Origin of the sequence: Providencia sp. SP181, from assembly GCF_050446505.1 — a bacterium.
Lineage (GTDB): Bacteria > Pseudomonadota > Gammaproteobacteria > Enterobacterales > Enterobacteriaceae > Providencia > Providencia vermicola.
Genome location: NZ_JBBPXM010000002.1, coordinates 360,848 through 375,690, shown reverse-complemented (window position 1 = coordinate 375,690; position 14,843 = coordinate 360,848). Strand labels below are relative to the sequence as shown.

General features: G+C 41.9%; 11 protein-coding genes and 1 pseudogene. 8 read left to right on the top strand and 4 right to left on the bottom strand.

Annotated elements, in window-relative coordinates; all coding sequences use genetic code 11:
- Positions 1–46 precede the first annotated feature (46 nt).
- Entirely contained in the window at positions 47–1,111 is a 1,065-nt protein-coding gene (locus AABS66_RS05035) for an AI-2E family transporter (RefSeq protein WP_206086557.1), read from the bottom strand.
- A 196-nt stretch (positions 1,112–1,307) separates the two neighbouring features.
- Here AABS66_RS05035 and AABS66_RS05030 point away from each other — a divergent pair, with 196 nt between their 5' ends.
- Both AABS66_RS05030 and arsC read left to right on the top strand, forming a co-directional pair.
- Complete coding sequence (locus AABS66_RS05030; RefSeq protein ID WP_206086556.1) at positions 1,308–2,771, top strand: beta-barrel assembly-enhancing protease; 1,464 nt, start codon at positions 1,308–1,310, stop codon at positions 2,769–2,771.
- Positions 2,772–2,780: 9 nt separating this feature from the next.
- Entirely contained in the window at positions 2,781–3,137 is a 357-nt protein-coding gene (arsC, locus tag AABS66_RS05025) for an arsenate reductase (glutaredoxin) (RefSeq protein WP_430224629.1), read from the top strand.
- Positions 3,138–3,792: 655 nt separating this feature from the next.
- Here arsC and hda read toward each other — a convergent pair.
- From hda to upp, 3 genes are all read right to left on the bottom strand, one after another.
- On the bottom strand, positions 3,793–4,497 hold the full coding sequence (gene hda / locus AABS66_RS05020) for a DnaA inactivator Hda (RefSeq protein WP_206086630.1): 705 nt from the start codon (positions 4,495–4,497) through the stop codon (positions 3,793–3,795).
- 129 nt (positions 4,498–4,626) lie between these two features.
- The gene (uraA, locus tag AABS66_RS05015) at positions 4,627–5,919 is read right to left on the bottom strand and encodes a uracil permease (protein WP_430224628.1); all 1,293 of its coding nucleotides are present in this window, start codon (positions 5,917–5,919) and stop codon (positions 4,627–4,629) included.
- A 108-nt stretch (positions 5,920–6,027) separates the two neighbouring features.
- A complete protein-coding gene (gene upp / locus AABS66_RS05010; RefSeq protein WP_206086546.1) occupies positions 6,028–6,654 on the bottom strand; it encodes a uracil phosphoribosyltransferase in 627 nt (208 codons plus the stop codon).
- A 358-nt stretch (positions 6,655–7,012) separates the two neighbouring features.
- Here upp and purM point away from each other — a divergent pair, with 358 nt between their 5' ends.
- The 6 genes and pseudogenes from purM to mgtE all read left to right on the top strand — a co-directional run.
- Positions 7,013–8,053, top strand: a complete 1,041-nt coding sequence (gene purM / locus AABS66_RS05005) for a phosphoribosylformylglycinamidine cyclo-ligase (RefSeq protein WP_206086540.1) — start codon at positions 7,013–7,015, stop codon at positions 8,051–8,053.
- The gene (purN, locus tag AABS66_RS05000; protein ID WP_430224627.1) at positions 8,053–8,691 is read left to right on the top strand and encodes a phosphoribosylglycinamide formyltransferase; all 639 of its coding nucleotides are present in this window, start codon (positions 8,053–8,055) and stop codon (positions 8,689–8,691) included. The genes purM and purN overlap by 1 nt, the downstream gene beginning before the upstream one ends.
- Before the next feature lie 245 nt (positions 8,692–8,936).
- A complete protein-coding gene (gene speG, locus AABS66_RS04995; protein WP_206086537.1) occupies positions 8,937–9,524 on the top strand; it encodes a spermidine N1-acetyltransferase in 588 nt (195 codons plus the stop codon).
- A gap of 54 nt (positions 9,525–9,578) precedes the next feature.
- Positions 9,579–11,648, top strand: coding sequence for a polyphosphate kinase 1 (ppk1, locus tag AABS66_RS04990; RefSeq protein ID WP_206086530.1), 2,070 nt, complete (start codon positions 9,579–9,581; stop codon positions 11,646–11,648).
- A 4-nt stretch (positions 11,649–11,652) separates the two neighbouring features.
- A complete protein-coding gene (locus tag AABS66_RS04985; protein ID WP_430224626.1) occupies positions 11,653–13,182 on the top strand; it encodes an exopolyphosphatase in 1,530 nt (509 codons plus the stop codon).
- 365 nt (positions 13,183–13,547) lie between these two features.
- Positions 13,548–14,828 (top strand): annotated as a pseudogene (gene mgtE / locus AABS66_RS04980) (magnesium transporter); the annotation flags it as partial.
- Positions 14,829–14,843 lie beyond the last annotated feature (15 nt).

Genomic DNA, 14,843 nt, shown 5'->3' with positions numbered 1-14,843 from the left:
TAATTCAATAGTGCTGTATATCCCATACAGCACTATGATTGATTTCTTATTTAGCCTCTTCTACTGGCTCTTCTGGCCAAACATGGATTACTGCTTTAATTAAAGTCGCCAACGGGATTGCAAAGAAAACCCCCCAAAAGCCCCACAATCCGCCAAATACCACCACGGATAAAATAATCACCAATGGGTGTAAGTTAACAGCCTCTGAAAACAGTAATGGCACTACAACGTTGCTATCCAGCCCTTGAATGACCAAATAAACTAACATCAGATACCAAAATTCACTGCCAATCCCATATTGAAATAACGCGACAATAACCACAGGAATGGTGGCAGCAACTGCACCAATATAGGGTATGAGTACCGCGACACCGACTAGCACCGATAACAATACCGCATAGCGCAAGTCGAAATAGGCAAAACATAAATAGGTTGCGACACCGACAATCACCATTTCCGTCACTTTACCGCGTAGGTAATTGGTGATTTGCTCGTTCATTTCGACCCAAACTTTCCCGACTAATAACCGGTTTTTAGGTAGCAATTTTAAGAAACTGCGACTAATACGTTCTTTATCTTTTAGTAGAAAAAAGGTCATTAATGGCACTAACACTAAATACACCGCAAGGGAAAAAATGCCAATTAGTGATGCTACCGAAGCCTTAACCACGGAATCAGCAATCCCAGACATACGGCTACGTAAGTTATCAGCCATCATATCTATGATCCCAACATCGACTAATGCAGGGTATTGCTCAGGGAGTTTTTGAGCAAACTCATTGAAGCGGTTAACCATATTAGGGAGATCGGCTATCAAATTAATACCTTGCTGCCATGCCGTTGGCGCAATAATTAAAATAACCATGGCACTTATTCCTGCAAACAAGGTCAAAATAATGCTCACGGCAACTGCGCGGGATAACCCTGCGCGCTGTAGTATATTTGTTGGCCATTCAAGTAAATACGCCAAGGCAATTGCCACCAGCAATGGAGCCAGTATACTGCTGAAAAAGAAGATGATCACAAAACCTGAGACCAACAATGTAAACAGTGCCACGGCTTGTGGATCGGCAAAACGCCGACGGTACCATTGTAAAAACAATTCCAGCATGTGTTGCTCCCGAGGAATTAATGCGAAGGACAGTTCCTAAATTAACGAAAATTATACCGAATAACAGATTTTACGATAGCTTTTGCTATCATGTGTTTTAAACTTTTCGAGTTATTTGATGCCTTGTGTTTATGTACTCGAAATAAAGTTGGCACTTACCCTAAATTTTAAACGTTGTATGGGATACTCACGTTTCATGAAAAAAAAATTGAAATACCCATTATTGGCTTTCATGATCGCTGCACTCGTCAATGGTGCGGTTTTGCCTGCTTATAGTGCAATTGAAGATACCTTACCTGACATCGGTACCACTGCGGGTGGCACGCTTAGCATTAACCAAGAAATTATTATGGGTGATGCCATTACCCGGCAAATTCGCGCCAGCACACCACTAATTTACGATCCCTTGTTAACTCAGTATGTTAACAAGATTGGCATGCGTTTAGTGAAGAATGCTGACTCAGTTAAAACCCCGTTTAAGTTTTATTTAGTCAATAACCCAAATATTAACGCCTATGCTTATTTTGGCGGCAATGTGGTGCTGCACTCCGCTTTATTCCGTTATAGCCAAAATGAAAGCCAGCTCGCTTCTGTTATGGCTCACGAAATTTCTCACGTCACGCAAAGGCACCTTGCGCGAATGATGGAAGACCAAAAAAGCACCACGCCGTTAGCCATTGCAGGGACAATTGGCTCACTCCTTTTAGTCATGGCCAATCCACAAGCGGGTTTTGCTGCACTAACAGGTACGATGGCGGGTGTGCAACAAGGTAGGATTAGTTTCACACAAGCGAATGAGCAAGAAGCAGATCGTATTGGCCTGCAAACATTGCGCCGTTCGGGTTTTGATCCTCATGCGATGGCGGATTTTATGCAAACCATGGCAGATCAAACGCGCTATATGTCTAAACCGCCTGAAATCTTGTTAACGCACCCCCTTCCCGACAGCCGTTTAGCGGATGCACGTAACCGTTCAAGTCAGTTACCCAAAGCCAGTGTGCCTTCATCATTAGATTTTATGTTAGCCCGTGTCCGTATTTTAGCCATGTATGGCACAGAGCAAAAGCATGCCCTTGACCAGATCATCGAAAATTACGAGAAAGGTTCGCAAAACGAACAGCTTGCTGCGCAATATGGTAAAGCCCTGATCCTTTCACAGGATAAAAAATACGCAGATGCAGGTAAAATTCTCACTGAATTATTAAATAAACAGCCCGATAATCCGTGGTTTATCGATAGCATGACAGATGTTGATATCGAGCAAAATCAAGCAACTAAAGCCATCACACGCCTGCAAGGTGCACTCAAAAAATCACCGAAAAACACGGTGTTTATTGTTAACTTAGCGAACGCGTTAATCAACAACCATCAGTATAAAGAAGCGACCACGTTACTGAACAAATACACTTTTGATTATCCTGATGACCCAATTGGTTGGGATTTGTTGGCTGAAGCATCAGCAAAACAAGGCAATCGCCCCGAAGAACTCGCGGCTTATGCAGAAGGCCTCGCACTACGCGGTGGTTATGACACAGCAATCAATTATTTAAGTGATGCCAGCCGCCAAAGCCGTTTAGGCAGTTATGAACAACAACGCTACGATGCACGTATCGATGCATTGAGAAAACTACAATTACGTGATGAAAATGCAAAACCGTAAGGACTCAAAATGACGAATTCAATTAAGATTTACCATAACCCGCGTTGCTCTAAAAGCCGTGAAACCTTAGCGCTTTTAGAAGAAAAAGGGATCGCACCAACGGTGGTTGAATATTTAAAAACAGCACCGACTGCTGCTGAGATTAAAAAATTATTGAAAATGCTAGGTTTTAAAGATGCTCGTCAATTAATGCGCACAAAAGAAGACTTATACAAAGAGTTGAATTTGAGTGATGACAGCTTAACGCAAGATCAACTCATTAAAGCGATGCATGAGAACCCTAAATTGATTGAACGCCCTATTGTGGTTAATGGTGATAAAGCCCGTTTAGGTCGTCCACCTGAGCAAGTGTTGGAGATTTTGTAAAAATCCCTCTTAATAAGCAAAAACCAGTCTCACTGAAAAATTAAGACTGGTTTTTTGTTATTTCTGACCTTTATATTCCATATAGCTCAGTATGGTTAAAAAAAAGCAGTGGGGAAGCCCACTATATTTGAAATTATTATTGCTTCAATAAAATCACTTTTACCATAAGAAGATTTACCAACCTTATAGAGTATATTTAATTGGTTAATTAATTGGCTTATGACTATAACGCCAAAAAATAACAAATAAACTTAAATAAAAATAGATAAAGTACAACAAAATTTTCATTTGTTCATTATCTCCTTTTAAGTTGTCATCTATATTTTTCTTCGTTAATTCTGATGATATAGCACCCGTAGCACTACCAATAATATTAGGGTACTTAGATTGTTTTGGAGGAGCAGATATGGATGGCATATGTGTTAAAATCGTTCTTTCAACCCACTAGACCATATATTCATTTTTTATCTAATAAAATAAAACCTGCATATTCCCTTTCGTTTATGATTGAGTTTCCTAACTTTATTTTATCGTAAAGAAAAATCTAAAATACTCTTTTTTTATAGTCAACTAACCATATCTTTTATATTTATTATTTTAAATACCTTTGCCATTCAAGTTTAAGGCTATATTAATAATTAAGGTAGTAATAATACTATAGATTTAGAATATCTTTAACAAACGGAATGGTGAGTTTGCGTTGGGCAACAATCGAGGCGTGATCTAACTTGTTGAGAATATCAAACAACGTACCCATTTTTCTGTCGAGGCGTTTAAGCACAAAACGGCATACATCTTCAGGCAATTCAAAACCCCGCATGCGAGCACGTAATTGTAAGGCGTAGATTTTATCTTCATCACTTAATGGATGTAGTTTGTAAATCTGCCCCCAGTCGAGACGGGAAGCTAAATCAGGCAGTTTAAGGTCAATTTGACGAGGTGGACGATCACTGGTGATCAACAAGCAGGTACGGCCAATTTCGAGAATACGATTATATAAATTGAACATCGCCATTTCCCATTCCTCATCCCCAGCTATGCATTGAATATTATCAATACACACCAGTGATAGGTTTTCCATACCTTCAAGGACATCAGGCACAAAATAGGCACGTTTATCTAAAGGAACATACCCAACAGCAACGCCTTGCTCTGAAAGCTCTGCGCACGCAGCATGGAGTAAATGGCTTTTTCCGCCACCTTCACGTGACCAATAATAAATATAGCTACCATGTGCTTGATTGATTGCAGATTTTATAGCAGACAGCAACGCTTCATTTTCCCCTGCATAAAAGCTGGCAAAGGTTTCATCATCGGGTAGATAAAGTGGTAGTGAAAGCTGTGATGGTGTGTTCAGAATCGCCTCTGGCTGTACAAATCAATTTTCGCTAAACAGTTTACCACAAAAAACGCGGGTAGATGAACAAGATCCCTTTCAATTGCCGCTGCTTTAACCACAGCAGCAATTGTCATAAATTAAAAAATGTGATTACTTATCGTTATTTAGCTCTTTAACTTCACTGTTTACAAACTGTTTTTCAGGACGAACAAAGGTAATAAAACGGAACAGTAATGCCATAAAGATCCCGACAATAGTCGCTAATGCCATCCCTTTTAGTTCAGCTTGGCCAATGTGAATAACCGCGCCACTCACCCCGATAATCAAGATCACAGAGGTTAAAATTAAGTTTTGAGGCTTATTATAATCAACCTTCGAATCAATCAGAACGCGAATACCTGACGCACCAATAACTCCGTACAGTAATAATGAAACGCCCCCCATCACAGGTACAGGCACTAATTGGATTGCAGCGGCTAATTTACCAATGCACGATAACAAAATAGCGATAATCGCTGCCCCACCGATGACCCAAGTACTGTAAACCTTGGTAATTGCCATCACACCGATATTTTCACCATACGTGGTGTTTGGCGTTGAACCAAAGAAACCAGATAACACGGTTGAAAAACCGTTAGCAAACATCGAGCGGTGTAAACCTGGGGATTTCATCAAATCCCGTTCAACGATATTGGCCGTAACCACTAAGTGGCCTACGTGTTCTGCGATAACGACTAACGCGGCAGGTAAAATAGTGAGGATAGCAAACCACTCAAAACGTGGAGTATAGAATGTTGGGATTGCAAACCAAGGCGCTTCAATCACTGGGGTAAAATCCACAACCCCCATAAAGTATGACAACGCATAACCCGTTAAAAAACCGATTAAAATAGGGATAATCGATAAGAAACCACGGAACATGACCGCACATAAAATAGTCACCGATAACGTGGTTAATGAAATGATTAAAGTGTTAGTATCAACCGCCGCGCCATCTTTTGGCAGTAAACCTGCCATACCTGCCGCCGTTTGGGCGAGTTCTAAGCCGATAACAGCAACAATTGCTCCCATCGCCGCTGGCGGGAACATCACATTGATCCAGCTCCTTCCTGCCACTTTGACGATTAACGCCACAAGGCAAAACAATACACCACAAATAATAAAACCACCCAATGCCAGTTCATAACCCAATGGCAATAGAATTAACACTGGTGAAATAAAGGCAAAACTTGAGCCTAAATAAGCAGGGATCTGACCTTTACAGATAAACAAGTAGATTAATGTACCAATTCCGTTAAACAGCAAGATAGTTGCTGGGTTTACACCAAACAGAATAGGTACGACAACGGTTGCGCCAAACATCGCAAAAAGATGCTGAAAACTCAGTGGAATAGTTTGTAGTAATGGTGGTCTTTCTTCAACACCAATAGTGCGACGTGTCATTTGAGCTTATCCCCTTTTAGCTATGATTTATGCAAGTGGCCGAAGACTTGCAAACATTGATTTCATTTAATAAATCAAAAAAAAGCCGACTTCTCAGTCGGCTCATTTTTATTTAGTACCAAATATCTTATCGCCCGCATCACCGAGGCCTGGAACAATGTAACCTTCTTCATTGAGATGCTGGTCAATGGAAGCGGTATACAGCTCAACATCTGGGTGGACTTTTTCTAATGCTTTGATCCCTTCAGGTGCAGCAACTAAGACTAAAACCTTAATTGACTTACATCCTTCTTTTTTCAGTAAATCGATAGTCGCGATCATCGAACCGCCCGTTGCCAACATAGGGTCAACAACTAACGCCATACGCTCATTGATATCTGAAGTCAATTTTTGGAAATAAGGGACAGGCTGCAGTGTTTCTTCATCACGGTACACACCAACCACACTGATACGTGCGCTAGGAATGCTTTCCAATACACCATTCATCATACCAATACCTGCGCGGAGGATTGGGACTACAGTGATTTTCTTACCTTTAATTTGTTCTATTTCGACAGGACCACACCAACCATCAATAGTCACTTTTTCAGTTTCTAGGTCAGCGGTTGCTTCATAAGTCAGTAGGCTACCAACCTCTGAGGCCAGTTCACGAAAGCGTTTGGTGCTTATATCATGATCTCGCATCAGGCCAAGTTTATGTTTAACGAGAGGGTGTTTTACCTCAACGATCTTCATGGGTTTCTCCTACTATTTTAGACGCTGGCGGACAAAAAAATCGCGGGATTATAACTCTTTTAACCATGAATGCCACTAGATTACGTTTGATTTTGGTCAAAACAGCAACGATTAGGCAAACTTTTTTAAAATAGTATACCCCATATCGGTTAAGTTGCATGTTGATGATCTCCTGAATTTATTTTTTTGCCAATATTTAAATATTGGGCATATTTCACCTTGTGAACAGGCTCACTTTCTGCCATTTTCAGCCATAATAATTTTCATTCACAAAGCTATCGCAAACGTTTGCTTAGCCTGTTAGAATACTGCCCATGATGTTATTTTTCTCAAAAATGTAATTGCCTTGGGGGCCGTAGTGACTGATAAAACCTCTCTCAGCTATAAAGATGCCGGTGTCGATATTGATGCAGGTAACGCACTGGTTGAACGTATTAAAGGTGTCGTAAAAGAAACGCGTCGTCCCGAAGTGATGGGGGGTCTTGGTGGGTTCGGTGCATTATGTTCCCTGCCACAAAAATACCGCGAGCCCGTACTTGTTTCAGGTACCGACGGCGTTGGGACAAAATTACGTCTGGCAATGGATTTAAAACGCCATGATTCAATCGGGATTGACCTTGTTGCCATGTGCGTTAATGACCTTATCGTTCAAGGCGCTGAGCCATTATTCTTCCTTGATTACTACGCGACAGGTAAATTAGACGTTGATACCGCTGCCAGCGTCATCACGGGAATTGCCGATGGCTGTAAACAATCTGGCTGCGCATTAGTGGGTGGTGAAACCGCTGAAATGCCAGGAATGTACCATGGTGAAGACTATGACGTTGCAGGCTTTTGCGTCGGTGTGGTTGAGCGCTCTGAAATCATTGATGGCAGCAAAGTCAGCGCAGGTGATGCGCTAATCGCCCTCGCCTCAAGTGGCCCTCACTCAAACGGCTATTCATTAGTGCGTAAAATTTTAGAAGTCAGCAAAACGAACCCCGAAACTGAACAATTAGATGGCAAATCATTGGCTGACCATTTATTAGAACCTACACGTATTTATGTGAAAAACGTGTTAGAGCTGATTGCGAAGAATGACATTCATGCGATCGCACACATTACAGGCGGCGGTTTCTGGGAAAATATCCCACGCGTTCTACCGGATAATACCCAAGCGATTATTGATGGTAGTAGCTGGCAATGGCCTTCAGTTTTTAGTTGGCTACAAAACGCGGGTGATGTCAGTACCCATGAAATGTACCGCACCTTTAACTGCGGTGTTGGCATCATCATTGCCCTGCCACAAAGTGAAGTCAATACCGCATTAGCGTTATTAACATCACTGGGTGAAAACGCATGGCAAATTGGTTCAATCGGCCAATTACCTGCGGGTGAAGAGCAGGTTGTGATCCGCTAATGAAAAAAATCGTTGTCCTCATTTCTGGCAGTGGCAGTAACTTACAATCGATCATCGAAGGTTGCCAGTCAGGCACAATAAAGGGTCGCATTGTGGCCGTAGTGAGCAACCAAAACACGGCTTATGGACTAGTGCGGGCACAGCAGGCAGGGATCCCTGCCGCTTGCCTTGATGCAAAAGCGTATAGCAATCGCCAAGCCTATGATGCCGCTTTATTAGCGCTTATTGAACAATACCAACCAGACTTGGTAGTCTTAGCTGGGTTTATGCGTATTTTATCCCCTGATTTTGTCACTCATTTCACAGGGAAATTACTCAATATTCACCCTTCTTTATTGCCTAAATACCCTGGGCTACATACTCATCGTAAGGCTTTGGAAAATGGTGATAAAGAACATGGTACTTCCGTTCATTTTGTCACTGAGGAATTAGACGGTGGCCCTGTGATATTACAGGCTAAAGTTCCTATTTTCCCTGAAGATACCGAAGCAGACCTCATTGAACGAGTAAAAACGCAAGAACATACTATTTACCCTCTGGTTGTACAATGGTTTAGTGATAACCGCTTGACCATGGTTGAAGGTAAAGCCGTATTAGATGGTAAAGTGCTCCCTCAACGGGGTTATGCTAATGAGTAGTTTATTTTCTGTATAAATAACGATTCAAAGGGTGGAATTTCCACCCTTTTTGTTGCACTAAAATTGGCGAATATACAATCTGTCAATTGATTGTTTTTTCAGCGATTAACCACTTAGTTCTGCATAAAGTGAACTATTCTTCAACAAGGGGATGATCTCTCTGTGTTATGTCATTATTTTATCCCAAATAAGTGGTATCCTTATTTAAGCAAAAAATGTTTTTTCATAACCAATAGAGGTGTTTTATGACTACCGGGCAAGTTCATCCGTTTAGGTTGCGCCCACTTGAACGTGAAGATTTAGCGTTTATTCATCAACTTGATAACAACGCCAGTGTGATGCGCTACTGGTTTGAAGAGCCTTACGAGGCCTTTGTTGAGCTAAGTGATCTTTACGACAAACATATTCATGACCAATCCGAACGCCGTTTTATCGTGGAAAATGATAGCGAAAAAGTCGGGTTAGTTGAATTGGTTGAAATTGATTATGTTCACCGCCGTTCTGAGTTCCAAATTATCATTGCACCGCACCACCAAGGCCATGGCTATGCGAGCCGTGCAGCAAGGCTGGCAATGGACTATGCTTTCTCTGTATTAAATTTGTATAAGCTTTATCTCATTGTTGATAAAGAAAATGTCAAAGCGATCCACATTTATAATAAACTTGGCTTCCATACTGAAGGTGAATTGATTGATGAGTTTTTCGTGAATGGTCGCTACCATACGGCTATCCGTATGTGCGTTTTCCAACAGCAATATTTTGCAATGAAACAGCAATCAGAGAACCCTGAAAGCGTCATCGCACAAGATAAAGCAATTAAGCATCACATTTAGTTAACTGGCTGATACAATCGCCATTAAGTAACAAGCGTCTAATACGGAGTCAGAATGTCCCAAGAACGTCTCTATCATGAAAAAGAGCTAAGCTGGCTGTCTTTTAACGAGCGCGTTTTGCAAGAAGCCGCCGATAAGCGTAACCCGTTAATTGAGCGAATGCGTTTTTTGGGCATTTATTCCAATAACTTAGACGAGTTCTATAAAGTGCGCTTCGCCGACGTGAAGCGCCGTATTTTAATTAATGAAGAACGTGGCTCTGCCAGTGGCTCTCGCCATTTACTTAAGCGCATTCAAGCAAAAGTCGCCAAACAAGAACAAGAGTTTGACGTTTTATATAATGATTTATTGCTTGAAATGGCCCGTAACCAAATCTTCCTGATTAATGAGCGACAGATTTCCCCACGCCAACAAATTTGGTTGCGCCAATATTTTCGCCAAAATCTGCGCCAACATATTACACCGATTTTAATCAACCCAGACACAGATTTAGTTGAATTTTTAAAAGATGACTATACCTATCTTGCGGTTGAGATAATTAATGGCAATGACATTCAATATGCACTGCTAGAAATTCCATCGGATAAAGTCCCGCGTTTTGTTAATCTCCCCCCAGAGATGCCAAAGCGCCGTAAATCCATGATTTTAATTGATAACATTCTTCGTTATACGTTAGACGAAATTTTCAAAGGCTTTTTCGATTACGACGAACTTAACGCGTATTCCATGAAAATGACTCGTGACGCCGAGTATGATATCGCTACCGAAATGGAGTCCAGCTTGCTGGAAATCATGTCGTCGACGTTAAAACAGCGCTTAACCGCAGAGCCTGTGCGTTTTGTTTATCAACGGGATATGCCTGATGAAATGGTCGCCTTGTTGCGGGAAAAACTGGGATTATCCAACGATGACTCCGTCATTGCGGGTGGCCGTTATCATAACTTCAAAGACTTTATTAATTTCCCCAATGAAGGAAATAAAAATCTATTAAACAAACCATTGCCTCGCTTGCGCCACCGCTGGTTTGATAATTTCCGTAACGGTTTTGATGCCATTCGGGAACGCGATGTGTTGCTGTATTACCCGTATTATACCTTTGAGCATACCTTGGAGTTATTGCGCCAAGCCTCATTCGACCCAAATGTGATATCCATTAAAATCAATATTTATCGTGTCGCAAAAGATTCACGCATCATCGATTCCGTGATCCACGCGGCACACAACGGCAAAAAAGTCACTGTGGTCGTTGAATTACAAGCACGTTTTGATGAAGCAGCGAACATCCATTGGGCTAAACGATTAACAGAAGCGGGTGTGCATGTTATTTTCTCCGCGCCAGGTCTGAAAATTCATGCCAAGTTATTTATCATCTCCCGTATGGAAGAAGGCCAAATTGTCCGTTATGCCCACATTGGGACTGGAAACTTTAACGAAAAAACGGCACGGTTGTATACCGACTATTCCTTACTAACGGCTAACGAGCAAATCACCAATGAAGTGCGCCGCGTATTTAGCTTTATTGAAAACCCATATCGCCCTGTCACCTTCGATAATTTGATGGTTTCACCACAAAATACACGGACAAAGTTAACTGCGCTAATTGACCAAGAAATTACCAACGCTCTGGAAGGTCTACCAAGTGGAATTACATTAAAAATTAATAACTTGGTTGATAAAGAACTGACTGATAAGCTCTATGACGCCTCTAATGCAGGGGTGAAAATTCGTTTATTAGTTCGTGGGATGTGTTCGCTAGTGGCTGGCCAAGCGGGTTACAGTGAAAACATTCAAGTCACCAGCATTGTTGACCGCTTTTTGGAGCATGACCGCGTCTATGTGTTTGCCAACGCAGGAGATGAAAAAGTCTTTATTTCTTCAGCTGATTGGATGACTCGAAATATTGACTACCGAATTGAAGTCGCGGTTCAATTAGTCGATCCCCTTTTAAAACAACGGGTTTTGGATATTCTGGAATTACAATTCAGTGATACTGTAAAAGCGCGTTATGTTGACAAAGATTTAAGTAATCATTATGTTCCCCGCGGCAACAAGCGAAAAATTCGTTCTCAGCTTGCCATTTATGAACATTTGAAATCACTTGAAACGCCAGATACCCGAGCTTGATACTATGCCAATAACAACATCATCAGCACCAAGACCCCAAGAAATTGCGGCCATTGACCTAGGTTCAAATAGCTTTCATATGGTGATTGCGCGCGTTGTCAATGGTGCGCTTCAAGTACTTACCCGCCTAAAAAAACGTGTTCACCTTGCTGATGGACTGAGCGATACCAATGAATTAAGTGAAGAAGCGATGGAACGCGGGCTTTCTTGTTTAGCACTATTCGCCGAACGCCTGCAAGGCTTTTCCCCCGATAACGTCTGCATTGTGGGCACCCATTCCTTACGTGTCGCCACCAATGTGAAAAATTTTTTGCAACGCGCAAAAGAGATCATACCCTATCCTATTGAAATTATTTCAGGGCAAGAAGAAGCCCGTTTAATTTTTATGGGTGTCGAACATACCCAGCCAGAAAAAGGCCGTAAACTGGTTTTAGACATTGGTGGTGGTTCGACCGAAATTGTTATCGGTGAAAAATTTGAACCCTTATTGATTGAAAGCCGCCGAATGGGCTGTGTCAGCTTTGCAAAAAACTATTTTCATAATGAAACTATCACACCTGAATTTTTTAACCGTGCTTACCTTGCGGCTTGTTTAAAATTAGAAAGCACTGCCATTCTATTTAAAAAATACACATGGGATGTCGCAATGGGGGCGTCGGGGACCATTAAAGCAGCACACGGGGTTTTAGTGGAACTTGGTTACAAAGACGGCATGATTACCCGTGAACGCCTTACTGAAATAAAAAATATGGCGTTGAAATATAAAACTTTTTCTTCTCTGGATATTCCTGGACTGTCCAATGAACGCAAACAGGTTTTTGTTCCTGGCTTAGCGATTTTACTGGCGGTTTTTGACTCATTAGAGATTAAAGAATTACGATTATCGGATGGCGCACTGCGCGAAGGGGTTTTATATGAAATGGAGGGCCGTTTTCGCCACCAAGATATTCGCCAACGTACTGCTTTAAGCCTTGCTGAGCACTACAATATTGATAGAGAACAAGCAAAACGGGTGTTGAAAACCATGGAAGAACTTTATTACCAATGGGGTCAACAAAATCCTAAACAAATCAATCCACAATTAGAGTCTATTTTAATTTGGGCAGTGATGCTTCATGAAGTTGGATTAAGCATTAACCATAGTGGCATGCATCGCCACTCCGCTTATATTTTGCAAAATACCAATTTGCCTGGCTTTAACCAAGAACAACAACTGTTGTTAGCTACGCTAGTGAGAAATCATCGCCGAGCCATAAAATACGATGATATTCCTAAGTTTAACCTATTTAAACGCAAACAGTTTATGCCGTTAATTCAAATTTTGCGGCTCGCTATTTTATTAAATAATCAACGTCAATCCACCACCATTCCATCATCTTTGCGCATCGAAACAGACGATGGATATTGGACACTTTATTTACCTGCAGAATATCTTGAGCAAAATGCCTTGATGTTATTGGATTTAGAAAAAGAAAGTGCTTATTGGGAAGATGTTCCTGGTTGGTCATTAAGTATATGCGCGGAGAATAAATAACTTTCAGCCATTATTGTGGTGATTTCTTCTTGTTTTTTTCACGCTAAACGCGGAAATCACTGCCTGTTTGGTGCGACTATTTGATATATTATTCAAATGGGCGACAATAATGATAATAAATTTCGTCCGCTCACAGACGAATTAATAAAACGCGCTTCGGCGCGGCTATTGTTTTAAGGATTAAAATGTCACAATCTGCTTTCTCAAACGATGTGGGGCCAATAGTTAACCCGCACTCACAAAAGCTGGCACACATTCGCCAGCAGATCCTGACGCTTTTTTTAGATGACGAGGAATTCGTCCACGCACTTGTTGAAAATGATCAACACGTCAGTATTGATGACAAAGCAATTAGTGAAAAAATCAGTACTGTTAAAGAATTACTTCTCGATTTACACACCGCGGATATCGCCGATATTTTAGAAATGTTACCCTACGATGAACGTCTCGCCTTATGGCGTTTAGTCGATAATAACGAGCGCGGTGAAGTACTCGTCGAGGCCTCTGTCTCTGTATGGGACAGCCTGATTAAAGACATGTCGGATAGAGAATTGCTACGCGCGGTTGCTAGCTTACATGTGGATGAACAAGCCTACATTGCCGAACATCTTCCGCGCGACACCATGCGCCGCCTGTTAACCTATTTAGAACCAAGCCTACGCAGCCGTATTCGCGAAGTTTTACAATACGCAAAAGACAGTGTCGGCCAAATGATGGATTTCGAATTCGTCACCGTTCGTCCAAACGTAGCCTTAAAAACAGTACAACGTTACTTACGCCAACGCGGCAAAATTCCAGAAGCCACCGATAAAATTTTCGTAGTAGATAACAACAATTATCTGCAAGGGGAATTACCTCTAACCACCATTTTGACACAATCACCCGATAAAATCGTCGCCGACGTCATGAAAACGGATACGGTTACCTTCCTGCCTGATGAAAAAGGGGAAGACGCAGCGAGCGCGTTCGAACGGTATGACTTAATTTCTGCTGCCGTTGTGGACAGCAATGGCTTACTGATGGGTCGTCTGACGGTTGAAGACATCGTTGATAATATTAGCGAAGAAAATGATAACAGCATCCGTCGTATGGGGGGGTTAAGCCCTGAAGAAGACGTCTTTGCACCTGTAGGCCAAGCGGTTAAAACCCGTTGGACATGGCTGGCCATCAACTTGTGTACTGCTTTCGTCGCATCCCGTGTGATTGGTGTGTTTGAAGACACCATCTCTCAGCTGGTTGCTCTCGCCACTTTGATGCCTATTGTGGCTGGGATTGGCGGAAATACAGGGAACCAAACTATCACCATGATCGTGCGTGCGATCGCACTCCACCAGATCCAAAGTGGTAGCTTTTCCTTCTTAATGCTCAGGGAGCTGGGTGTCGCCTTTATCAACGGTATTGTCTGGGGCGGTATCATGGGGGTAGTCACCTATTTCCTCTATGGCGATCTTGCCATGGGTGCAGTGATGACGCTTGCAATGGTACTAAACCTATTGATGGCGGCAATAATGGGTGTGCTTATCCCACTTATTATGATCAAAATGGGGAAAGACCCTGCTATTGGCTCTAGCGTAATGATTACAGCTATCACCGATACTGGCGGCTTCTTTATTTTCCTCGGCCTCGCTACCCTATTCTTAGTATAATCTTTGTTCGTGCAT